Origin of the sequence: Paenibacillus sp. FSL M7-1414, assembly GCF_038003195.1 — a bacterium.
GTDB lineage: Bacteria > Bacillota > Bacilli > Paenibacillales > Paenibacillaceae > Paenibacillus > Paenibacillus amylolyticus.
Map to the genome: position 1 here is coordinate 769300 of NZ_JBBOOS010000001.1, position 22827 is coordinate 792126.

Below are 22827 nucleotides of genomic sequence, written 5' to 3' on the forward strand. Positions count from 1 at the left end.
TACAGTTGTTGGAGAGGGATGGGTGCATTGAGAAAATACGAAGTGATTGCCGAAGCGTTACAGCAATGGATTCAGGAACAGATGCAGCAGCAGGATCGTCGCCAGTGGGCAGATAAGGGTATTCGACTGCCAGCCGTTCGAGTAGTAGCAGAACAATATCAATGCAGTGTAAGCACGGCTATTCGTGCATATGAGTGGCTGGAACAGCGGCATTTGGTGTATGCCATACCTCAATCCGGTTATTATGCCGTACAGAACGGGATAGGTGCTCAGGACATGGACTGGCAGGGAGCGTTGGACTTTGCTTCAGCTGCACCCGATCCAAGGGTGTTCCCTTATGCAGACTTTCGTCACTGTGTGGATCAGGCGATGGAGAAGAAGCAGGCAGAGTTATTCATGTATGGCACGGATCAGGGATTACCTTCGCTTATTCTGTTGTTGCAGAAGCAGTTTGCGGATTATCAGGTGTTTGCGAGAACAGAGCAGTTCTTTATCACGTCAGGTGTGCAACAGGCACTGGCTGTACTTGCATTGATGCCTCTCCCCAATGGAAAGAGAAAAGTACTGCTTGAACTACCGACCTATCATAATATGCCCTCGCTACTGAGTGGATTAAATGTGCCGATTGCCGGTGTGAGACGTGCCCTGGACGGGCTGGATTGGGCATCACTTGAACGTCAGTTCGCTGAGGAAGATATCAAGTTTTTCTATGTCATGCCGCGCTTTCACAATCCGATTGGCACATCTTTGACTGTTGCTGACAAGAAGAGACTGATCCGGCTTGCACAGCGGTACGATGTCTATCTGGTGGAGGACGATTATCTGGCTGATCTAGAGGACAATACGAAACAGGACCCGCTATGGTCCTATGATACCGAAGGCAGGGTCATCTATCTGAAGAGTTACTCCAAAATTTTGTTTCCAGGTCTGCGCATTGGTGTAGCTGTTCTGCCCTCACCACTAATTCAATCTTTTGGGGCTTACAAAAAAATGCTCGATATCGACACTTCTGTTCTGTCTCAAGCTGCTCTGGAGATCTATGTCCACAGCGGAATGTTTGCTCATCACAGGAAAGTGATTCGTAACCGCTATGCTGCCCGGATGCACACGGTGCATGAGCAACTGGACTCATATCCAGACTTTGCTCCATTTATGGAAGCTCCTCGAACAGGAGGGGAGCATACCGTATTGCCCTTGGCGGGTGATATGCCGCTTCGTGTTCTACTGTCCCGGCTTCAAAAGCGCGGAGTCATCGTTGATACGACAGAACGGTATTATCCGGAGGGAACATATCAGGCGCATCAGGATCAGATGCTGCGCTTGAACATCTCCAATGTGCCGAAGCAGCGAATCGAGGAAGGGATGCAGGTGATCCGCGAGGAAATTTTGATACTTCAGATCAGGCAGAAATAACGTGAAGACTCGGAGTGTTGTCCGTAAATAACAAAAGGCGTCCACACAAGTTGATCACTTGTTGGACGCCTTTTCCTTGAGTTGCTATCTATCAACGATGCAGCTTGTACGCTACATGGTAGATGGAAATAATCTGATTTATTCCTGAGCCATCGCTTTGAAGGAAGCTTCTGCGGCTTCCAATGTAGCCTGAACATCCTCGTCTGTATGAGCCGTGGTCAGGAACCAGGCCTCATATTTGGATGGAGCCAGGTTAATGCCACGGTTCAGCATGTGACGGAAGAAGGAAGCAAACAACTCACCATCCGTGTCTTGAGCATGATCATAATTCGTAACCGGATGGTCACAGAAATGGGTGGAGAACGCACCGCGGATCCGGTTGATCGTCAGCGCAATGCCATGACGGTCAGCAGAAGCTTGCAGACCTGCCGTCAGGTCGATAGCAAGACGTTCCATCTCTTCGTATACACCCTCGCCTTGCAGGACCTCCAGACATGCGATACCAGCCGAGATGGATGCAGGGTTACCAGCCATCGTTCCCGCCTGATAAGCCGGTCCAAGCGGAGCAACCTGCTCCATAACGTGTTTGCGTCCGCCGTAAGCACCGATTGGCAGGCCGCCACCAATAATTTTACCAAGAGCCGTCAGATCCGGTTCAATCTCCGCATGGTTATCGAGTCCGGCATATGTCTGTGTAGAACCGTAATGGAAACGGAAAGCCGTAATGACCTCGTCATAGATAACCAGGGAGCCGTTGGCCCGTGTCATGGCACAGAGACCTTCCAGGAAGCCAGGTTCCGGCATAACCATACCGAAGTTACCAACGATCGGTTCAACCATGACTGCGGCGACATCATCACCCCAGCGTTCCAAAGCATCCTTCAGGGCTTCCAGATCATTGTACGGCACAGTAATGACTTCTTGTGCAATACTGGCTGGAACTCCCGCACTGTCAGGAATTCCGAGCGTGGACGGGCCTGAACCGGCAGCTACAAGCACCAGATCGGAATGACCATGGTAACATCCGGCGAATTTTACGATCTTGTTGCGTTTGGTGTAGGCACGAGCGACCCGAATCGTAGTCATGACTGCTTCCGTACCGGAGTTTACAAAACGCACTTTATCCATGGAAGGAATGGCTTCCTTGAGCATTTTGGCGAGCTTGATCTCAAGCTCTGTCGGGGTACCGTACAGCACACCATTTGCTGCTGCTTCCGTAATGGCCTGTGTAATATGCGGGTGGGCATGCCCTGTAACAATCGGACCGTAAGCGGCCAGATAATCAATATAACGGTTGTCATCGACATCCCAGAAGTGGGCACCTTGGGCTTTTTTCATAAATACAGGTGCACCACCACCAACGGCTTTGAACGAGCGTGAAGGGCTGTTAACACCCCCAACAATATGTTCAAGTGCTTCTGCGTATAGAAGTTCGGAACGGGAACGTGATGTATTCATAAGATAACTTCCTTTCGTAATTCAAAATATGATAAAGAAACAAGCCACAGAAAGATATGATGATTTTCTCATAATAGTATAGCCGGGCACAACGAGAGGGCAGCGTAATGGCTGCCCTCTGCATGTGTAGATTACTGAGCCGGTTGCTCTGACTTCTGATCGTCACCACTGGCTGTTTTATCTTCGGTGCTGGTTGTACTATCATCCGTTGTAGCAGGCGGGTGAATTATATCCTGAATATGCTGCTTCAATTTTTCTTCATTGGTAACCGTCAACACTTGCGCACCGCCTGCTGTACGTTCTTCTTTCAGCAGGTTCATTGGCGGAATCTGCTCACTGCCGTTCATGCTGCTCTGGTATCCGAGTCCACCCAGCTTCCACATATCGGAAAGCGTGAGATTTGTATCTACGTAAGGATTAACCTGTTCCAGAATGGCAGGCAGTTTGGCAATGGTAGTTGTTGACTGCATTTTCGCTGTTACAGCTTTCAGCAATTCACGCTGACGTTCGGACCGAGCGAAATCCGACATCGCATCATGACGGAAACGAACGTACATGAGCGCTGTCTCGCCATCCAGATGCTGATATCCTTTTTTGAGATCAATATCGTATTCGTTATTGTCTGCTTTACTTGTATAGTGCATGTCTTTCTCCACATCAAAATCAACACCGCCAACGGCATCCACCAATTTGATGAATCCCTGGAAATCCGTATACACATAATACTGTACAGGAATGCCGAGCAGGTCGCCGGCAGCTTGCATCGCTGCATTAGGGCCATGGGTGATAGCGGTGTTGATCCGCTCCTTGCCATATCCGTCAATATTGACGTAAGTGTCGCGCAGAATGGAGAACAGATTGATTTTTTTGGTCAGTGGGTCGAGCGATACAACCATCATGCTGTCGGAGCGAGGAACTTCACCTTTTTTCAATCCACGTGCATCGACACCCATAACGAGAATATTTACCGTTTCTGTGCCTTCCCATTTGGGTGGGTCAGGAGTATTTACTTTCTCCACATTTTCGATGCCTGCAAATGGTGAATCGTCGCCGTCTTTTGCCAAACCGTCCAACTGATTGAGAATAGAACCGAAGTAATATGCCGCTGCTCCTCCAATAATTAACACGAAGGCGGCAAGAGAAATCCATATGGTTCTCTTCGTCTTTCTGGTCATGCTAGCTCTCCTTTGTATTTGAGATGAAATAAAAAAACGAGTTCGAGTATTAAAGTAAGATCTAGTCGGAGCTTTCCGTACACATCTTTTCCCAACATAAGGGCAGGACGCGGCTCCAGACTATTTTAAAGCTTGCTGAATTTTGACTGATACCATTATAATTTCTTTTTGGGCTACAAGCAATTTCAACAAAATCCAAGTGAGGTATAATCATGCTGGCGATTGATGTCAAAGATTTGCGCAAGTCGTTTAGCGTCCAGAAAAGCCGAGGTGGGCTGAAGGGCGCGTTCCAGGACCTGTTTGCACGTCAATACCAAGAGGTATTGGCTGTAAATGATATTTCGTTTCAGATTCCGCAGGGTGAAATATGCGGATATATTGGGGAGAACGGTGCCGGTAAATCAACAACGATCAAGATGTTGACCGGCATTTTGGTGCCTACTTCAGGGCAAATATCGGTTGGTGGATATGTTCCGTATCAGGAACGGGAGAAGTTTGTACAGAATATTGGTGTTGTTTTTGGTCAGCGCAGTCAATTGTGGTGGGATATTGGCGTTATCGAATCCTTCCATTTATTGCGCAAAGTATATCGTGTCGGAGAGGTCGATTTCCGCAAACGGCTGGATGAACTGGTTGAGCGGTTGCAGCTACAAGACCTGCTAAGTCGTCCGGTACGGAAGCTCAGTCTTGGTCAGCGCATGCGCTGTGAGTTAGTTGCAGCGTTATTGCATAACCCGAGTATTGTTTTTCTGGACGAGCCAACTATTGGTTTGGATATTGTGGTGAAGTCGGAAATTCGGGATTTCTTGAAAGACATGAACAAGGAGCATGGAACGACCATTCTGCTCACAACCCACGATTTACAGGACATTGAGGCACTGTGTTCCCGGGTCATCATGCTTGATGCAGGCAACATCATTTATGATGGAGGTCTGGATCATCTCAAGTCCCAGTGGGGTAAGGAGCGTGAGATCCGCTTCAAGTTTGGTTCAGCTCACAACATCAGTCAGATGCAGGAATGGACTGCTGCGTTGCCTGTGCGTTGGACGGTTGAGAATGAATTGTCCGCATCCGTATGGATTCCGCTGGAACTGAATGTTTCGGATGTACTCGGACGTGTCGTTGGACAAGCCGATATTACCGATATTCAGATTATTGAGATCAACACGGATGAGATTGTGCGCAGTATTTACCAATCCGGTTCCGCCGAGCGTCCCGAGATTGTGGGAGCAGGGAAAGAAGCGGTGGGTGTATCCTGAGATGAATAGTGCATTTATTGATTTTATGCGCATCCGTTTTCTAACGATGCTGGCATACCGGGTGAATTATTACTCCGGCATTTTGATATATACGCTGAATATTGGCGTGTATTACTTTACCTGGCAAGCTATTTACGGTAGCAGTGGTGAACTCGGCGGCTTCACGGCAGCGCAGATGACCACTTACATCGCTGTATCCTGGATGGCACGTGCCTTTTACTTTAACAACCTGGACCGGGAGATTGCCGCAGATATACGGGATGGCTCCATTGCGATTCAATTCATCAGGCCGATCAATTACGTTATGGTCAAAATGATGCAGGGTCTTGGCGAAGGTATTTTCCGCTTCCTGCTGCTCATGATTCCGGGGATGCTCATTGCCATTCTGCTGTTCCCGGTTGAATTGCCTACGGCGCCATCGGCGTGGATTGGCTTTCTCGTCATGCTGTTCTTCAGTTTTCTCATTAATTCCCAGATTAATGTGATAACGGGACTGGCGGCATTCTTTGTGGAAAACAATGAAGGCATGATGCGTATGAAACGCGTCGTGGTTGATTTGTTCTCCGGTCTAATCATCCCGATCAGCCTGTATCCAGGCTGGATGTCTGCGGTGATGAAAGTATTGCCTTTTCAGGCCATTACGTATCTGCCCGGTTCCGTCTTCACTGGAAGAGTGGAAGGTACCGCCATCTGGAGTGTACTCGGTATTCAGGTGTTCTGGTTTGCCGTACTGCTGCTTCCGATGGTATTGATCTGGCGTAAGGCGCGCAAGCGTCTGTTCGTGCAAGGGGGATAACAGATATGTACTATATGGGTCTGATCTGGGAATATTTGAAAAATTACATGAAAACACGACTCACGTACCGTGCTGATTTCTGGGTGGAGATCCTATCGGATCTGCTGTTTCAGGCAACTAACCTGATCTTTATCTTTGTGGTCTTTCGCCATACGGATAACCTGGGCGGCTGGAGTGAGAGTGAAGTGCTCTTTGTTTATGGATATTTTATGGTGCCCTATGGCATCTTCAGTTGTTTTATCAATCTGTGGGGATTCAGTGAGCGGTACATCGTCAAAGGTGAGATGGATCGGATCCTGACACGTCCTGCACATAACCTGTTCCAGATCTTGCTTGAAAATGTGGACCCGCCTGCACTCGTGGGCTCGTTTATCGGCCTGATCATCATGATCTTCAGCGGAGCAGAGATGGGTCTGATGCTGGAGTGGTGGCATATCCCTGCCTTAATTATATTGGCACTCAGCTCAGTCATGATCTATGCCGGCATCTATACCACCCTGACTTCGTTGTCCTTTTATTCGGACGCGCCAACAGGTATCCTGCCGTTGATGTATAACATTCAAGGATATGGACGCTACCCGGTAACGATCTATAACCGTGCTATTCAGGTGCTGTTAACCTGGATCATTCCGTTTGCCTTTGTGGGGATCTATCCCGCAGCGTTGTTCCTGGAGAGGTCCGAGATGCATCGCATGGCGTTGCTTACACCTGTGATGGGATTGGTGTTTGGCTCGATGGGCTTGCTGTTGTGGAATTTTGGCGTGAAGCGGTATCGCGGAGCAGGTTCATAATAACGCCCTATAGCATTTCATGGGGGAGATTAGGGAGGAACTGACATGACGTTAAATGTAGGCGAATTGGCACCGGATTTTGAGCTTCCGTCCAGTACGGGAGAATCAGTAAAGCTTTCGGATTACCGCGGACAGCGGGTACTGCTTTATTTTTATCCCAAGGATATGACTTCGTCCTGTACGCAACAGGCTTGTGATTTTCGGGATCGACATGCTGAATTTGAAGGGCTGAACACAGTCATTCTCGGAATCAGCACCGATCCGATGAAACAACATGACAAGTTTATCGCCAAATATGGACTTCCGTTCACTTTGTTATCGGATGAAGAGCACGTTGTAGCCGAGCAATACGGGGTATGGCAGCTGAAGAAAATGTATGGCAAGGAGTACATGGGTATGGTTCGCTCCACTTTTCTGATTGATGAAGAGGGGAATTTGATCAAGGACTGGTCCAAGGTTCGGGTCAAGGGACATATCGAGGCTGCACTCGATACGATAAAAACGTTATAAGATATATCTATACAATGACAGGCTGCATCTGTGGAGGGTTCTCCATAATGCAGCCTGTTTATTTGTTCAAAGGAGTATTCTTGGTGCGCCGCTTTTTGAACAAAGCTCTCGCTTGGTGAACCAGTAACAGGAATATTGGGAGGGCTATGCTTACGGTCACGTCCCAGTCAAACCATGCGTACATGATTGTAGTGGTATAGAAGACAATATTCGGGGAGATCAGGATGGACATTGCAAAAAACAACATCATGGAAGGCAAGGTGAGCGGTTTATAGTCTTTCAGGCGAAATAGCTGTGCGGTTCCGACGACAAACCCGAAGACATACAACAAACTTTTGAAATAGGTCGACAACAGCCAGGCGATCGCTGTGAGCGCCTCTATTCGTTGGAAAAAGTTACCTACATTAATCTTCTGGGCAAGAATATACGATATGTATACATTGTGTTGTGTCAGCGTCGGTCCAAGAACAAGCAGGGCGATCAGAACGAGCGAAGTCAGCAGGGCACTTCCGAGTAATGCGGAGAACATCATGTCTCTTCTCAAATGGGAGCTGTGCGTGACATATGGCATAATCATGGAAAGAATGATCAGTTCTCCGAATGAAGCGGCTGCAGCGCGAAAGCTTCCATTGAACATCGATAAAACGGGAGTATTGAAAAATGGCTTCAATCGAGATACCTCGGCCTGAGGAAGCAGAAATATGATCAGGAAGAGCAAGCTAAAAACGACAATCGGTGCCAGCAATTCGGAGCTTCTGCCGATCGTACCCAGTCCCTTCAACATCCCCCAGGTGAGTGTTACAACAAAAAGGATGATGATCGCGCGAATCGGCGTGTTTAGATAAATCTGGGTTGTCATGAAATCCCCTACTTCTCGGATGCATATAGAGGCTCCCATGAGAAAGTAAAACAGGTAGGCTGCGGACAAGACTGATCCCAGCCATTTGCCGAGAACTTTGGGACAGATCTCAATTAGGGACATGTGAGGGTAGGTCCGATGGAGCTTGTACATAAGCCACAAAATAAATAATCCAATAGGTAGCGATAACAGGGAACAGATCCAGGCATCCTGTTTAGCTGAATAGGCGACCATTGTAGGATATAACAGAATCATGTCTCCAATTATAGTAATAAAGGTAAGAACCGCGAACTGTCGAATGGTGAGCTTTTCCTGGATCAGCATGTAACATGCACTCCTTTTGTAAATAAGATTCCAGATGACAAGGCGTGTCCGTATTACTAGTCAAGCTATGTCATACCCCACATCCACGAGCTCTTCCTCTTGATCCGGTTCCATTAACTACGAAGCTTGATATGGTTGACACGAGCTTTGAATACATGAATCAGCAGGAGAATACCCGGTAATAGAATACCAACGGTTGTATCCCAATCGACCCAGTAAGGAACGACGGTGATAATAATGAAGGTAACGCCTGGTGCAACCAGATTAGCAAAAGCAAAGACAAGCATAGATGAAGGCAAAATCAAAAAAATATAGCGTTTTAACTTAAATAATTCTGCAATGCCGATCGTAAATGCATACAGATATACCATAGCTTTGAAATAAGTAGAGATCAGCCAGACTGACGCCATAAGTGCCTCGATTCGTTGAAAAAAATCTCCAATACTAATTTTTTGCATCAGAATGAAGGAGGCATAGATGTTATGTTGCGTCAGAAAGGCCCCCAGAACAAGTATGGCGATGGTTACCAGAGAGGCCAATAACAGGTTGCCCAGCCCAGCGGCCATAATTAAATCCCGATTGCGATGCCCTTGACTGGAGGTATAGGGCAAAAGCATCAAGATGGGGATGGTTTCGCCGACAGGATAGATGACACTAACGAGAATCCCTTGAGCGATGGATACCACATCCGTGTCCATGAACGGTTTTATGTTGCTCGTGTCAATTTTGGGTACTAAACAGAAACAGAGTACAAGAATGAACACAACTCCAACAGGCATTAATAACTCGCTGCTTCGGCCCATACTCTCAATCCCGTTGTAAACTCCCCAGGAGACAGCGATCACAAACAGCAGAATGATGACACGAATCGGTGTGTATTGGAAAAGCTGGGTCGTCATAAAATCACCGACCTCCCGGGTATGGGTGGAAGCACCAATGACAAAAAAGTACAAGTAAAAGCAACCGACCAGCGTGCCAGGCCAGAATCCCAGGATGCTTCGGGATATGGCAATCAGGTTCTTGTCTGGATAAGCTTTACCAAGCTTGAGGAACATGGCCATCAGAAGCATGCCGATCGGGACACCAATCAGGGCGCAGATCCAGGCATTTTGCTTGGCATATGACGTGATGACGGAAGGATAGATCATCATCATATCCCCAACAACCATCATAAATGTCAGGGTAGCCAGTGCTCGGGTACCCAGTCGCCCTTTTTCAAGCATCTCTCTCACTCCTTTTAGCTAAGTTCCGGTAAGGTAAGCCAGGAATTGATTCACAGGTTCATAGATCCAAATGATGATATAAAGCGGACTCGGGAATTCCCATAGATTCACCGCGATGACGCTGAATACGGTGGCTGAAAGTAACATCCCGCTGTATACAGCTGTTTCTTTCCATTGTTTGCCTCGGACGAGCTTGGGTAGATCGATCCAACCGATTAGGCATCCAACCACAACAACAGTGATGGAGAGTAGCATGATCTCAATCCTTTATTTGATTTTTGAATGAGTTGTCCAGTGCACCTACACGTCTAATTTGTATATTGGTTTCGTATTTGATCTCCAGATTGTCGAAATACTTGTCCCAATCGTTCTCAATTTTATTGAAAAATTTGGGGTCGACTTGATAGATCTCCTGGCCGAATCCGAAGATGTCCACATGATATTTACGGCGGACAGAATTGACGGTGCTTTGCATGAGTTCCTTAAGTCGTTCTTGGGATAGTTGTTCCAACTCGCGAATGGCTGTCATGGAGCCAATCTGCATGTCGCAATCTACCGAACCGATTGAGTTTACGGTATTAACCTTAATCTTGACTTGAGGTTCTCCTCCTACAACTTTACCTTTACGATCCGTGGATGCTCGAAGTATTTTTACCGTTACGACGCCTTTGCTCTTTGGACAGTCAATATGTCCTACGGTAGATTTGACATTGCCTCGGATGTAATTGTATCCCTTCGATTCTGCTTCCGATAACCAGCCGATCAACTTATCCTTTTTGAAGACACCTAAACCCGTTGTGTTCAGTCTGGCAGAGGTGCGTATCGTAGATATATTTTCGGTGCTGCTTTTTTTGTTGAGATCCCCAAGAATTTGAACCCCTGTAATAACAGGCTGAATTCCTGGGGATAACATGTAATCGATAAGTTGGTCTCCCGTTACCGTCGTTGTTGGAGCCCAGGTTTTGGAGGAAACGTCAAGGGAACTAAACAGCTTCTCTGCCGGAATGTTATCCAGAGGTGTCAGCAAATCAAGCACTTCCGATGCTTTCGTATTTCGCGCCACCATCACATAATAGTCGGGACGAACGGTTGGTTCACGCAGTAGAGCTTCCATGACATCATAGATACCCTCTTCGCGGGCGAACTTTTCTCCAAACACAAGAATTCGGATATGAGACATGAAGATTTTTCTAGGGCTGGTTTCGGTGAGTTGTTGTATGGCTTCCAGCAGGGATTTGGCGGTGGCCTGGTATTGAGTTACAGACGTTCCCTTGGAACCAGATGACTTGGCTGATATTTCATTTGGAACCACAACTTGTGCGCTAACCCGAATCTGATCCCCATCCTTGTCAACACCTAGACCGAGCATGATGCCGAGTTCATTCATTTCTTGGCGATCCCAGCATCCTGTAAGCAAAGGAAGCATGACTGCAAAGCACATCAATAAACGTAAGCTTTTATTCATAATAGGGTCTCCTGACTAAGTCAACGCTTGGTTTTCCTAGATGTTTGTCTTGTGACATTCGGCGATCCTGTGGATAACGGGCGGGTCTTCATGCGTGACCATGGCACACGAAAGATGGTGTCTTTCATATCTTTTTGAATATAAGGTGCAAAAGGAGACATGTAGGGCACACCGAAAGAACGCAAGCTGCAGAGGTGGGTTACCGTAATGAGTAATACAATCAGAATGCCGTAGAAACCGAATGCTGCCGCCATCATCATCAGTACAAAGCGCAAGATCCGTACCGAGATGGACAGACCATTCTCCGGGACGACGTAGCTGGATATCGCAGTAATGGATACGATAATAACCATAGCTGCCGATACAACCCCTGCATCAACTGCAGCTTGACCAATAACAAGCGTACCGACAATGGATACGGCTTGGCCGACCGTCTTGGGTATCCGAATACCTGCTTCTCGTAAGATCTCATAGGTCAATTCCATCAACAGGGCTTCAATGAAAGCGGGAAAAGGGACACCTTCCCTCTGGGCTGCCAAACTGATAAGCAGATTGGTGGGCAACATCTCCTGATGGAACGTTGAAATGGCAATATAGAATGATGGGGATAGCAGGGCGATGAAGAAGGACAGATAGCGAATCATCCGGATCAATGTACTGATATCTGCTCGCTGATAGTAGTCTTCTGGAGACTGAAAAAAGTGTACAAACAAGGCAGGCACAATTAATACAAAGGGTGTTCCGTCCACAATGATCGCAACCCGTCCCTCCAGCAGGGCAGCAGATACGGTATCTGGTCTTTCACTGTTATAGACGGTCGGGAAAACCGTCATCGTTTTATCTTGCACCAGTTCTTCGATATATCCACTTTCCAGAATGCTGTCTATATCTATCTTATCCAGCCTTTGCCGGAGCTCCATCACGATCTCCTGATCCACGATATTCTCCAGATAGAGCACGGCAACTCGGGTCTTGGTAACCCGGCCAATCTCTCTCTCTTCAATCCAGAGATGAGGGTCACGGATTCGTTTGCGAATTAAGGAGGTATTTGTACGCAGATTCTCATTAAAGCCCTCCATCGGCCCACGAACAACGGTTTGGGAGATGGGCTCTCCAACGGAGCGATCTTCCCAGCCTGCCGCGCCAATCTTCAATCCTCGAACTGAACCTTCAATCAGCAAGACGGCTGATCCAGCAAGCATTGCATTTAGGATCTCATGCATATCCTCGACTAGCATGACATCACTGGCGGTCAGAATATCATTCTGAAGGTAACTCAGATGTTCATCATCTGATGAAAAGTCGGGTAGATCATGTCTTTGCAATAAAGATTCCATGATGGAGTGATTCAGAATCTGAACATCCACCAGTCCGTCGATGTACAGCATGACGGCAGGCCACTTATGTAAACATTGCAGGGGACGGATCATCAAGTCGGTACTATTCCCCATCATTTGCTTGCAATATTCCGTATTGTCGTTCAGATTTGGAGAAATTTCCTTATGATCTTTACGGTCTTGCACCGATGTACTCATCCCATTGCCCCCTATACATCCTATAATTGCAAGTTAGTATGACCTGAATGAATCGGGATTATCACATAAAAAGAGAATGGTTGCATATGAGTGGTATACAGAAGGAAGTTTGAGGTGAATCACAGTAGCGGAGGTGTTTTATTTCAAACAAAAAAAAGAGCCGCGCGGTTACGCAACTCCTTGCTTATTCTTATTATTTTTACTTTTGTCTTTGTCGAACTGGGGTTGGCTTGGATACGGTGGATCTTGCTGTCCATGCTTTGCGGTAACGATAGAGCACGGCTGCGATGAGCAATAGGCCGATTCCTCCCACGATATATGCAGCATATTGATGAGCCAGATGGAATACGGCGTTCCACTGGGGGCCAAATATTTTGCCAATGCCCAGAAACAGTACAACCCAGAACAGTGCACCTGAATAGGCGTAGAGAGCGAATTTGCGAAAGGGAACAGCGGCTATGCCCGCAAAATATCCGGTGAAATGCCTTACACCCGGAATGAAATAACCGATGAAGATTAAGGCATTACCATACTTGGCGAACCACTTTTGCGTTTTATCGAGCTTGTCCTGCTTCAGTAGAAACCATTTTCCGTATCGTGTTATAAAGGGCAGTCCTGCTTTGGCTCCAATAAAATAAGTGATGGTCATGCCAATCGTTGTCCCCAGAAAAGCCAGTATGGTGAGGATTCCAAAGTCGAGATGCCCCTTGTAGGAGAGAAACCCTGCGTAAGCCATCGTTGTTTCACCAGGAAAGGGAAGTGCGATGAATTCAAGCAACAAGCCAAAAAACAAAACGCTGTATCCGTAGGACCCAAACAGATGTTGGATCTTCTCAAGCAATTCCAATAGATTTCACTCTCCTGAATACGGGGTGGGAGCATGAATACTCTCCAAGGTGTTTTAATGTGTTCTGCCTGTTCATTATGCTACCTAATCTGAAGCGAAGAATCAATCAGGCTACATAGCAAATTGTGAAAAAATATTAAACAAAATCACGTCTTTTTTCAATGTAGCCTCCATATAATTCTAACAAATCTGCTGAAATCTATCAGCAAATTACTAGAGACGGTGGAGGTCGATTCGTAAATGGTACAGAGACCGGAATTCAGAATCAAGGAAATAGGGGGAAACTCTGCAACAACCATACATATGTTTTTAGCTGGACAGTGGTCTGTCATTCTCATGCGTATTACGATATTGTTATGTGCATTTGCTGTATATGCAGGCACGGCTTATGCATCTTCTGCTTCCGGCTCAGGTGATCCAATCCCGGAAGATAAGAATACTCAAGACAAGGTAGTTTATCTGAGTTTTGACGATGGACCGGGTAACCATACCCGTGAAGTATTGGATATTTTGCGCAAGGAGAAGGTTTTGGCTACATTTTTTGTGCTGGGTGAGCAGGCAGAACGTTATCCCGAGTTAATCCGGGGGCTTGTGGAGGATGGACATGCTTTGGGCAATCATACGTTTAATCATCAATATGAACAGCTGTACAGTGATTTCAAAGTGTTCTGGAAACAGATCAAGCAGACAGAGGAAGTGCTGGAGCGTATAACCGGTTTCCGTCCGAATCTGGTGCGAGCACCAGGCGGTACCTATGGACATTTTGACCAGAGTTATTTTGATTTGCTCCAACTGGGTGGATACACCGTCATGGACTGGAACGTCGATAGTGGAGATTCCAAGCGTAAAGGTGTTCCGGCCAAAGAGATCCTCAGCAATTCGACCAAAGTACCTGCGGGAGCACGTTCGGTCGTTGTCCTGATGCATGACGGTGGTGCACATGCTGAAACGGTAAAAGCACTTCCGGGTATTATCAAATATTATCGTGATCATGGATATCGTTTTGACACCATAAAGAGTACGGATCAACCCGTTCAATTCCGTGTACATCCAGATGGTAAGTATAAGGCCCGCAAGGCGCCAGGAAAGGCCTGGATCGCAGAGCATGTAGAAGCGAACGCGACGTTATGGCTTGCAAGCAAGAAGCTGAAGGTAGAGGTGGGCTTGGCTGCAGCTACCTTGCAACCGGGCGAGTTCCGCATGGAGGGGCCGCGAATCATGGTGCCATTGCGTACTTTCATGAAAAAATTCGGGGGCAGCACTCGCTGGGACTCTGAAACAAGGACGGCCATAGCAGTATGGAAGGAAAGAACGATTTATGCAGACAGTGTGAGCGGAACACTGACAACAACAGGGGCAATTGAAACGGGGGCAGTACAGAGTCAGGGTGGAACCATCTGGGTTCCGTTACGTGAGCTACTGGAGCAGATGGGGTTGAGGGTGAATTCCTTAACCAGTAATGAAGCAGAGTGGACGGTAAAGGCGGGCACTTCCAGATCCATTTCGGCAATGAATAACATATTTAAGTATAAAATGATCTGAAGAAAGTCATTCTTGCAGGACTATTCTCTCTACTTCCGGGCAACACTGAATCATAGATTACTATGGTTCAGGAATGCTGATGAACGGAAGGAGATCAGAGAAATGTCTTATATCCGAATGGAACATGAACATGCTGTTGAATTGTTAAACCGGGTCATGAAGCGTGTTGAGAGTGTGATTATTGGCAAAAAAACAGAGATTCGTTATGTCCTCACTGCAATGCTCAGTGGGGGGCATGTACTTCTGGAAGATGTGCCGGGTACCGGGAAAACGATGCTGGTTCGTGCCGTTGCTTCTGCACTGGACTGCTCCATGGGCCGGATTCAATTCACGTCCGATGTCATGCCGGCAGATGTTACGGGCACTTCAATCTATCATCCACATACAGCTGAATTCAAGTTTCGGCCCGGACCCGTCATGTCCAACGTTGTCCTGGCTGATGAAATAAATCGCGCTTCACCACGCACTCAGTCTGCCCTGCTGGAGGCAATGGAGGAACGACGTATTACGGTTGATGGCACAACCTATGCCTTGCCACGCCCGTTCTTTCTGCTGGCGACACAGAACCCGTTACAGTTCGAAGGTACGTACCGTCTGCCTGAAGCGCAGCTGGATCGATTTATCATGAGAATTGGACTGGGGTATCCCGATCCGGAACAGGAATTGGAATTGTTAACCCGCATGCAAGGTAGAGAAGCGATTGATGAACTTCGCCCTGTCCTGCTTGCTGAAGAGGTCGTAGCCATGCAGCGTGAAGTCAAACAGGTACATGTTGATCCGGTCGTTAAACAGTATCTGGTGGCTGTTGCTGTAGCCTCTCGCAGCCTTCCGGCGGTCAGACTGGGCATCAGTCCGCGTGGAACACTGGCCTGGATGGCTGCGGCGCAGTCATTTGCCTATCTTCAAGGGCGCAGTTATGTCATTCCGGATGATGTGAAAGAGGTAGCTGTGCCTGTCCTTTCCCACCGTATTCAATTGAAGGCCCAGAACAGAGCGGAGGTTTGGGGGCAAGTACAGGTCATTGAAGAAGCATTGTCAACGGTCCCGGTACCTGTACAGATGGCATCACAGGGAAGGGGACGGAGGCAATGACTGCGCTGGGACAACGGATTGTGAGTGCTGTCTTGGTGGTGGCTTTTGCTTCCTTGTATCAGTGGCATGGGGGCAAAGCGGCGTTGTTTCTATCCGTTATAGCTTTCTTGATGTTCACAGGAGGTCTGCTTCTCCATTGGTTCAGACCACGGCGTATTCACATCCGTCGGAAAATACACACGAACCGGATTGAGGCAGGCGAGCAGGTACGGGTTCTGGTGGAGCTGGAATTCAATTGCCGTATTCCACTGTTATGGATCGTTCTGTGTGAGAACACACCTGCTGGTGTTCATCGCAAATTGATTTTCCCGGGAACACGGCGACAATTTTCCTATCAATATGAATGTTCCGGGTTACGCAGAGGAGTCTACAGATGGGATACGGGCAGATTGTACTGGGGTGATATGTTTGGCTGGAATACCCTCTCCGCAGAGACCGCAGGAGGTACCCCCCTAATCGTTGTTCCTCAAGCAACGGCTTGGGGGAAGGGTGATTCGGTAGAATTCGCAGCGATGATTGAAGGGACTCTGTCGGAGCGAAGTAATAGTCAGGGAAACCGTAGCCCTGAGTTCCGTGAATATCAGCAGGGTGACCCACTGGGACGTGTTCATTGGAAAAGTACAGCCAAAACGGGACAACTTCAGACCTTTCTGCCCGATACCACGGATCTTGCCTCGCTCGGCATCCTTGTGTATGAAGCCGAGTCGGGTTATGACGTAAAACAACGGGAGAACATGGATGTACCTGCCTTTGAACGAGTGGTTCGTGCAGCTGCCCGCTGGATTCATACCGCTGAACGGGATGACATTCCTTATCATCTGTGGATGGAAGGCGGCGATAAGAACTATGATGCACAAGATCAATGGCAACATGGGCCGTTCCATGCAGATGATGAGAATCATGGACTGGACAAGTTAGCGGGGGCACAAATATCCAAAGCACAATCAGGCTCTGTTTCGCTTCGAACGGAGATGCTGGATGGACTGGCGAGCGGGTCGCGAATTGTGGTTCTCACAGGCAAGATGGATCAGGTTCTGGCCGAATGGATCATAACTGCAATCGGGTCGGGTTATCGTGTAGAGGTGCAATTGACTGAAGCAAACCAGAACCAAAACCAATTAGGATCAACGGATAGATTGATGAATGGATTGGGATATGACAGCTTAAGCTTGGAGCGGCTTCGTCACAGCGGGGTGCCGATCCATGCGGTTACAGACGTTGCGTTATCTTCATTGGGAAAGGTGGAGGTAACGGATGTGGGAGCGTAATGGTAACCAGCAACCCGATTCCACTATGGCCGACTTAGAGTCAACGGCCCGTACGAGAATGGAATTGGCCTATTCTGTACATCAAACTGTGAACCAGAATTCTGTGACGGACATAAAGGATGAGGGAGATGTTAGCGTACCTGTCCTGTACAAAATTGTTATTTCGGTCATTTTACTTATACTGTCTCTGGAGTGGATATATCCTGTTACATCATCAGATCAGCAGGGCAGTGAACGGTTCTTGTCCGTAATGGCGGGATTAACGGGAGCGTTATTGCTCGCGGGGTTAATTCGTACAGGATGGATCACCGGAGTACTGATCCGATTATTCATAGCACTTGCTGCTTTATGTCTGATGTACGGAGGAAGTGATCCTGTTCGTTGGGCGGCCGCTTATCCGGGAATATTTTCAGCGGATATGGACACGTTTATAAATAACTGGCGATTTCACTCGATTAGTACAGAAACGAGAGGGTTGTTCATGATGTGCGGCTGGAGCATGCTCATGGCTTCTGTGCAATCCCTCGTATTGTTACGTCGAAGCGTTATGCTGTTTGGCAGTGCAACGCTGCTTTATTTGCTTTTGCTTGAATCCTTTGCGGGGCTGGATGTGTATGCTTCTTTAATACGGTCTGTCCTATGGATTTTTCTTATTCAGGCTCTGCTCCAGCTATTACGTCTCAATGGAGGAGTCACGACTCCGAGTTATCGCGGCAGCCCCTACGGCCGTTGGAGTGCAGTAACTATCGCTGTTTCCGCAGGTATGGTGTTTCTCTCGGCGTTACCTGGCCAGTTTGCTTCCATTCCTCAACCGGAACGCATATCTTTGGAGCAGATGGGTGAACGCCTAGCTCGCTGGGCAGGTTATACACAGCACAGTAGTATCCCTGCTGCAACGGCAGTCACGGGATATAGCACAGCGGACGCGCCTATGGGAGCACCGTTGGTGCAGGGGAATTCCCTCTTTTTTATAGCGAAGAGTCCAAAAGTGACGTATTGGCGAGGGGAGACCCGTTCATATTATAACGGTAGTACTTGGAGTGACCCGGGTCAAAGCTTCGAAACGGCAAGTCCATCCGGAATGCTGCGTGCTGATGGTTGGGAGAATTCAACCTATTGGAGTCGCATTCGCCAAACTGTCATGATGCAGCGAGAGTGGAAAGGACCAAATCCTCTCTTTACCGGGGGCATACCGGTTAACGTATCGTTCCAGGATAAGAACAAGGATAATCAGGAAAACATGTTTTCTTTGCTGTCTAATCGCGATTCGGCAACATTGTGGCTCGCGAGCTCCGGAAACGATAAGATAGTTAAACATTATTCGGCAGACGTCATGGTCCCTGTCGCAACACCTGAACAGTTACGTCTACTTGAGGAAACGAATAAAGGGAAAGATCCGGCAGCCATCCGGAGGGATTATCTGCAATTGCCTACATCACTACCTGGTCGAGTGCAGACGCTTGCCAAGGAAATCATTCAAGGCAGTGAGACCCGGTATGACGCTGTGCAGGCCGTCAAGACTTATCTGGCTGCTCATGCCGAGTATACGTTGGATACCCGTATGCCACCGCGAGGAACAGATTTTGTGGATGATTTTCTATTCGTCACCCGGCAGGGGTATTGCAATCATTTCTCCACAGCCATGATTGTGTTGCTGCGTGCAGAGGGCATCCCAGCACGCTGGGTTAAAGGTTTTGGCCCCGGAGTTGCTGACCCGGATGTGCCCAGTCAGTATGTGATTTCACAGGGAGATGCACATTCCTGGGTAGAGGTATATTTTCCGGGTGCAGGCTGGATGCCGTTTGAGGCCACGCCAGGCTTCGCCATGGCGCAAGGCGCGGGCGAAAGTGTCGCAGCACTCGCCGGGCCGCAGCCTGTTGCGGAGAATCCGCCGTATATGAGCGGCGGATTGGGTTACGCGGGCGCGTGGCTGCTCGCCCGCGCACGGGCCATTGCCGCGGAGCCATGGCTCGCGGCAGCCCTTGTGGCAGCGGCCCTGATGGGCGCCGCTGCTCTGGTCCGCATGCGGCGGCTACGCCCCGCGCTGCGGTTAGGGCTGCTGCTGGCGTGGCCACGCAGCAGCTTTCCAGACCGCGAGCGGCTGCTGGGTGCCGCCGCTCCGGTCTGGGCCGCGCTCGCGCGCCGGTACGGCCCGCGGCCGCCGGGTATGACGCTGCGTGAATATGCAGCGTCACCGGCTTTAGCCGCAGGCGCGGACGGCGCGGACATCGCGCGGTTTGCAGCCGACTGGGAACGGCTGCTGTACGGTCCAGACCGTCCGCTGCGCGCGGACAGTCTGAACTTCCTGCGCCGGGCACTTCGTCTGGCCCGGCGGTTGCAGGCGTTGTAACACAAGGATGTTACAACGTTACACCAAAGATGCGAAGCAGCTGCCATACAATCGCTATCGCTTTCCAATAGAGCTTGGCCACTTGTGGGCAGATGAAGATCGCCATTGCTGGCGCACTGTTATCTAAATGCAGCGTTTGGTTCATCGCTGAATGCCATACATAAGACGCCTTTCGCGCTGCGCTGCGAATGAGGCGTCTTTCCACGAGCATACACTTGAACCAGTATCTTGCTACCAAGCTTTTCTATTCGAAATTTCATATTTAGAGGCATTTGGTAATCCTGTTTTGATATGTCGAAAAAAGGAGTTTCGCCTTTCCTTGACGGTATGTTTTGTCGTTGCGTATAATTAGTTTCATTGAATTGAGGGAGGCACGGTTATGAATAAACAGAATGAAATTGTAGTTGTCCTTGACTTCGGGGGTCAATACAATCAGTTAATCGCCAGAAGAATCCGGGATCTTGGCGTATACAGCGAGCTTTTGCCGTATAATACACCGGCGGAAAAGATCGCAGAAATAGCACCAAAAGGAATCGTATTTTCAGGTGGTCCGTCCAGCGTATACGCTGAGAATGCTCCACACGTGGACCCGGGTGTCTATGACCTGGGCTTGCCAATCTTCGGTATCTGCTACGGAATGCAGCTTATGGCCCAGCAACTCGAAGGTAAAGTAGAGCGTTCCGAGAAGCGAGAGTACGGTAAAGCAGACCTTGAGTTTGCCGCTGGATCTACATTGGCAAAAGGCATTGAAGGCGAACATACGGTATGGATGAGTCACGGTGACCACGTGGTTACACTTCCTCCAGGTTTCAAACTGGATGCAGGCACGGAAAGTGCGCCAATCGCTGCCATGAGCGACGATGAGCGTAAATTGTATGCTGTTCAGTTCCATCCGGAAGTACGTCACTCTGTTCGCGGTAACGACATGATTCGTAACTTCCTGTTCGAAGTTTGTGGTTGCGAAGGCAACTGGACGATGGAGACATTCATCGATGACACGATCAAAGACATTCGTGAAAAAGTTGGCGACAGTAAAGTACTGTGTGCGCTTAGCGGCGGTGTAGATTCTTCCGTTGTAGCTGCATTGCTTCACAAAGCCATTGGTGATCAACTGACATGTATGTTTATCGACCACGGTCTGTTGCGTAAAGGCGAAGCAGAAAGTGTAATGGAGACGTTTGTCGGCAAATTCGACATGAAAGTTGTCAAAATTGATGCTCAGGAGCGCTTTATGTCCAAGCTGGCTGGAGTGGATGATCCAGAACAAAAACGTAAAATCATCGGTAACGAGTTTATTTACGTATTTGACGAAGAGTCCAAGCAGTTCGATGACTTTGCATTCCTGGCACAAGGTACACTTTACACGGACATCGTAGAAAGTGGTACAGCGACTGCACAGACCATCAAATCCCACCACAACGTGGGCGGTCTGCCTGAGGACATGAACTTCAAACTGATCGAGCCACTGAGCACGTTGTTCAAGGATGAAGTACGTAAAGTCGGTACCGAGTGTGGCTTGCCGGACGAAATTGTACACCGTCAGCCGTTCCCTGGTCCGGGTCTTGCAATTCGTGTGCTTGGTGAGGTTACCGAAGAGAAACTTACCATCGTTCGTGATTCAGACTACATCCTGCGTGAAGAGATTGCCAAAGCCGGTCTCGACCGCGAAATCTGGCAGTACTTCACAGCCCTGCCGAACATGAAGAGTGTCGGCGTTATGGGTGATGCGCGTACGTATTCCTACACTGTAGGTATCCGTGCTGTTACATCCATCGACGGTATGACTGCGGACTGGGCACGTATCCCTTGGGATGTGCTGGAGAAAATCTCCGTACGGATCGTTAACGAAGTTGATAACGTAAACCGTATCGTCTATGACGTAACTTCCAAACCACCTGCAACAATCGAGTGGGAATAGGGTATAGACTCTTAACGATAGATTATAAAAAATGCTCTTTTATCTGCGGTATTTCGCAAATAAAAGGGCGTTTTTTTATTAAGAAGAATATTGTGATCAAATTTTTGTAGGGCTACTTTTTTTACAAGTAATAAACTTTCAAAATTAATCCCATTTTAAAGTTGACTTCATGATCCTTTCAGGTCGGGCCTGTACAATAAGTACATACTAAGAGCTATATGGCTACTGAAAGGAGAATTGAATGTATGCGTAAAACCGACTATATGAGCAAATGGAAGATGGGCATTGGAAGTGCGTTTCTGATGGTGATGCTGGCAGGATGCGGTTCGGGTATGCAAGATCTGGCTTCCGGTTCGGGGGACTTTCCATTTGTGAATTTAGAGGCAGCGGATGCTTCTTCCGATCAGACCAGAAACCAGGAGTTATCCTCTGACTCAACAACAAACACAAATCAGGAACAACAAGAGATACAGGATACTCCGCAGACAGAGATTTAATTAACATAGGACTGATCCGGTAAAAAGTAGTTCCGGCGTATGTCGCAAGTTGCTCCATATACCTAATGAGTTTAAGTCTTCGGAATACGAGATATCGTTATTCCTTGATCATCATTCACCTGATTGCTAAAACGCATCAGAAATATAAGCTAGCCTGATTAGAGCGCTTCTGCTCTTTGATCAGGCTAGCTTTTTATGTTATCCTGCTGAACTTTCAGTCTGAAAGAATGGACATATCCCATTGAGTTTACACCGAAAAAAGCGTATTCAATTGGGTTGTAAACCGCTGAACTGGTTCAATCTGTTAAATAATACGAACGATATTCTAAAAGCGTGATATTAATATTCGTTTTTCTCATTGACAAAAACATACTGCCCTCCTAAAATAGTGATGGGAAACAAACAAATAGCGCATACTTATTCGTATAATCCTGGGGATTGGCCCGGGAGTCTCTACGAGATCACCCTAATGATCTGGCTACGAAGAGGAGAAGGCTAAGCACAT

At 48.0% G+C, this 22827-nt stretch carries 20 protein-coding genes and 1 riboswitch; of the genes, 11 read left to right on the forward strand and 9 right to left on the reverse strand.

What is annotated here, in order from left to right:
* Nucleotides 1–18 precede the first annotated feature (18 nt).
* Entirely contained in the window at nt 19–1413 is a 1395-nt protein-coding gene (locus tag MHH92_RS03575) for an aminotransferase-like domain-containing protein (protein WP_101315094.1), read from the forward strand.
* A 138-nt stretch (nt 1414–1551) separates the two neighbouring features.
* On the opposite strand, the gene MHH92_RS03580 is transcribed toward MHH92_RS03575, so the two are convergent.
* Together MHH92_RS03580 and MHH92_RS03585 are read right to left on the reverse strand one after the other, a co-directional pair.
* Nucleotides 1552–2871 (reverse strand): glutamate-1-semialdehyde 2,1-aminomutase, encoded by a 1320-nt coding sequence (locus MHH92_RS03580; RefSeq protein WP_340901986.1) that lies wholly within the window; start codon nt 2869–2871, stop codon nt 1552–1554.
* A 131-nt stretch (nt 2872–3002) separates the two neighbouring features.
* Nucleotides 3003–4046 carry an LCP family protein gene (locus MHH92_RS03585; protein ID WP_047841428.1) on the reverse strand — a complete coding sequence of 348 codons (1044 nt, stop codon included), beginning with the start codon at nt 4044–4046 and terminating at the stop codon, nt 3003–3005.
* 212 nt (nt 4047–4258) lie between these two features.
* Between MHH92_RS03585 and MHH92_RS03590 the strand changes: the two genes are divergently transcribed.
* From MHH92_RS03590 to bcp, 4 genes are read left to right on the forward strand one after another with little or no spacing between them, the layout of a single operon-like run.
* The gene (locus MHH92_RS03590) at nt 4259–5305 is read left to right on the forward strand and encodes an ABC transporter ATP-binding protein (RefSeq protein ID WP_036614079.1); all 1047 of its coding nucleotides are present in this window, start codon (nt 4259–4261) and stop codon (nt 5303–5305) included.
* Between the two features lies 1 nt (nt 5306).
* A complete protein-coding gene (locus tag MHH92_RS03595) occupies nt 5307–6101 on the forward strand; it encodes an ABC transporter permease (protein WP_036614077.1) in 795 nt (264 codons plus the stop codon).
* A 5-nt stretch (nt 6102–6106) separates the two neighbouring features.
* Nucleotides 6107–6892 carry an ABC transporter permease gene (locus MHH92_RS03600; RefSeq protein ID WP_036614076.1) on the forward strand — a complete coding sequence of 262 codons (786 nt, stop codon included), beginning with the start codon at nt 6107–6109 and terminating at the stop codon, nt 6890–6892.
* Nucleotides 6893–6937: 45 nt separating this feature from the next.
* Entirely contained in the window at nt 6938–7402 is a 465-nt protein-coding gene (gene bcp, locus MHH92_RS03605; RefSeq protein ID WP_076254870.1) for a thioredoxin-dependent thiol peroxidase, read from the forward strand.
* Between the two features lie 58 nt (nt 7403–7460).
* On the opposite strand, the gene MHH92_RS03610 is transcribed toward bcp, so the two are convergent.
* From MHH92_RS03610 to MHH92_RS03635, 6 genes are all read right to left on the reverse strand, one after another.
* Complete coding sequence (locus MHH92_RS03610) at nt 7461–8585, reverse strand: GerAB/ArcD/ProY family transporter (RefSeq protein WP_083677601.1); 1125 nt, start codon at nt 8583–8585, stop codon at nt 7461–7463.
* Nucleotides 8586–8698: 113 nt separating this feature from the next.
* On the reverse strand, nt 8699–9808 hold the full coding sequence (locus tag MHH92_RS03615) for a GerAB/ArcD/ProY family transporter (protein WP_076254868.1): 1110 nt from the start codon (nt 9806–9808) through the stop codon (nt 8699–8701).
* 18 nt (nt 9809–9826) lie between these two features.
* Entirely contained in the window at nt 9827–10063 is a 237-nt protein-coding gene (locus tag MHH92_RS03620) for a hypothetical protein (RefSeq protein WP_076254867.1), read from the reverse strand.
* A 4-nt stretch (nt 10064–10067) separates the two neighbouring features.
* The gene (locus tag MHH92_RS03625) at nt 10068–11273 is read right to left on the reverse strand and encodes a Ger(x)C family spore germination protein (protein ID WP_076254865.1); all 1206 of its coding nucleotides are present in this window, start codon (nt 11271–11273) and stop codon (nt 10068–10070) included.
* 20 nt (nt 11274–11293) lie between these two features.
* Complete coding sequence (locus MHH92_RS03630) at nt 11294–12808, reverse strand: spore germination protein (RefSeq protein WP_340901995.1); 1515 nt, start codon at nt 12806–12808, stop codon at nt 11294–11296.
* Nucleotides 12809–13007: 199 nt separating this feature from the next.
* A complete protein-coding gene (locus MHH92_RS03635; RefSeq protein ID WP_076254861.1) occupies nt 13008–13655 on the reverse strand; it encodes a DedA family protein in 648 nt (215 codons plus the stop codon).
* A 240-nt stretch (nt 13656–13895) separates the two neighbouring features.
* Between MHH92_RS03635 and MHH92_RS03640 the strand changes: the two genes are divergently transcribed.
* From MHH92_RS03640 to MHH92_RS03655, 4 genes are all read left to right on the forward strand, one after another.
* On the forward strand, nt 13896–15197 hold the full coding sequence (locus tag MHH92_RS03640) for a polysaccharide deacetylase (RefSeq protein WP_340901998.1): 1302 nt from the start codon (nt 13896–13898) through the stop codon (nt 15195–15197).
* Nucleotides 15198–15299: 102 nt separating this feature from the next.
* Nucleotides 15300–16289 carry an AAA family ATPase gene (locus tag MHH92_RS03645; protein ID WP_076254857.1) on the forward strand — a complete coding sequence of 330 codons (990 nt, stop codon included), beginning with the start codon at nt 15300–15302 and terminating at the stop codon, nt 16287–16289.
* Nucleotides 16286–17557, forward strand: a complete 1272-nt coding sequence (locus MHH92_RS03650; RefSeq protein WP_340902000.1) for a DUF58 domain-containing protein — start codon at nt 16286–16288, stop codon at nt 17555–17557. The genes MHH92_RS03645 and MHH92_RS03650 overlap by 4 nt, the downstream gene beginning before the upstream one ends.
* Nucleotides 17544–19907: a transglutaminase-like domain-containing protein gene (locus MHH92_RS03655; RefSeq protein ID WP_340902002.1), complete on the forward strand. Its 2364-nt coding sequence runs from the start codon at nt 17544–17546 to the stop codon at nt 19905–19907. The genes MHH92_RS03650 and MHH92_RS03655 overlap by 14 nt, the downstream gene beginning before the upstream one ends.
* A gap of 10 nt (nt 19908–19917) precedes the next feature.
* Here the strand turns inward: MHH92_RS03655 and MHH92_RS03660 are convergent, their stop codons facing one another.
* A complete protein-coding gene (locus tag MHH92_RS03660; RefSeq protein WP_339285417.1) occupies nt 19918–20112 on the reverse strand; it encodes a hypothetical protein in 195 nt (64 codons plus the stop codon).
* A gap of 174 nt (nt 20113–20286) precedes the next feature.
* Between MHH92_RS03660 and guaA the strand changes: the two genes are divergently transcribed.
* Entirely contained in the window at nt 20287–21825 is a 1539-nt protein-coding gene (gene guaA / locus MHH92_RS03665) for a glutamine-hydrolyzing GMP synthase (protein ID WP_036668199.1), read from the forward strand.
* Nucleotides 21826–22070: 245 nt separating this feature from the next.
* Nucleotides 22071–22322, forward strand: coding sequence for a hypothetical protein (locus tag MHH92_RS03670; protein WP_340902005.1), 252 nt, complete (start codon nt 22071–22073; stop codon nt 22320–22322).
* 401 nt (nt 22323–22723) lie between these two features.
* Nucleotides 22724–22823, forward strand: a riboswitch (purine riboswitch).
* Nucleotides 22824–22827: the final 4 nt, after the last annotated feature.

Coding starts and splice junctions, on each gene's coding strand:
- MHH92_RS03575 (WP_101315094.1), top strand. CDS start 19: ATGGGTGCATTGAGAAAATACGAAGTGATTGCCGAAGCGTTACAGCAA.
- MHH92_RS03580 (WP_340901986.1), bottom strand. CDS start 2,871: ATGAATACATCACGTTCCCGTTCCGAACTTCTATACGCAGAAGCACTT.
- MHH92_RS03585 (WP_047841428.1), bottom strand. CDS start 4,046: ATGACCAGAAAGACGAAGAGAACCATATGGATTTCTCTTGCCGCCTTC.
- MHH92_RS03590 (WP_036614079.1), top strand. CDS start 4,259: ATGCTGGCGATTGATGTCAAAGATTTGCGCAAGTCGTTTAGCGTCCAG.
- MHH92_RS03595 (WP_036614077.1), top strand. CDS start 5,307: ATGAATAGTGCATTTATTGATTTTATGCGCATCCGTTTTCTAACGATG.
- MHH92_RS03600 (WP_036614076.1), top strand. CDS start 6,107: ATGTACTATATGGGTCTGATCTGGGAATATTTGAAAAATTACATGAAA.
- bcp (WP_076254870.1), top strand. CDS start 6,938: ATGACGTTAAATGTAGGCGAATTGGCACCGGATTTTGAGCTTCCGTCC.
- MHH92_RS03610 (WP_083677601.1), bottom strand. CDS start 8,585: ATGCTGATCCAGGAAAAGCTCACCATTCGACAGTTCGCGGTTCTTACC.
- MHH92_RS03615 (WP_076254868.1), bottom strand. CDS start 9,808: ATGCTTGAAAAAGGGCGACTGGGTACCCGAGCACTGGCTACCCTGACA.
- MHH92_RS03620 (WP_076254867.1), bottom strand. CDS start 10,063: ATGCTACTCTCCATCACTGTTGTTGTGGTTGGATGCCTAATCGGTTGG.
- MHH92_RS03625 (WP_076254865.1), bottom strand. CDS start 11,273: ATGAATAAAAGCTTACGTTTATTGATGTGCTTTGCAGTCATGCTTCCT.
- MHH92_RS03630 (WP_340901995.1), bottom strand. CDS start 12,808: ATGAGTACATCGGTGCAAGACCGTAAAGATCATAAGGAAATTTCTCCA.
- MHH92_RS03640 (WP_340901998.1), top strand. CDS start 13,896: ATGGTACAGAGACCGGAATTCAGAATCAAGGAAATAGGGGGAAACTCT.
- MHH92_RS03645 (WP_076254857.1), top strand. CDS start 15,300: ATGTCTTATATCCGAATGGAACATGAACATGCTGTTGAATTGTTAAAC.
- MHH92_RS03650 (WP_340902000.1), top strand. CDS start 16,286: ATGACTGCGCTGGGACAACGGATTGTGAGTGCTGTCTTGGTGGTGGCT.
- MHH92_RS03655 (WP_340902002.1), top strand. CDS start 17,544: ATGTGGGAGCGTAATGGTAACCAGCAACCCGATTCCACTATGGCCGAC.
- guaA (WP_036668199.1), top strand. CDS start 20,287: ATGAATAAACAGAATGAAATTGTAGTTGTCCTTGACTTCGGGGGTCAA.
- MHH92_RS03670 (WP_340902005.1), top strand. CDS start 22,071: ATGCGTAAAACCGACTATATGAGCAAATGGAAGATGGGCATTGGAAGT.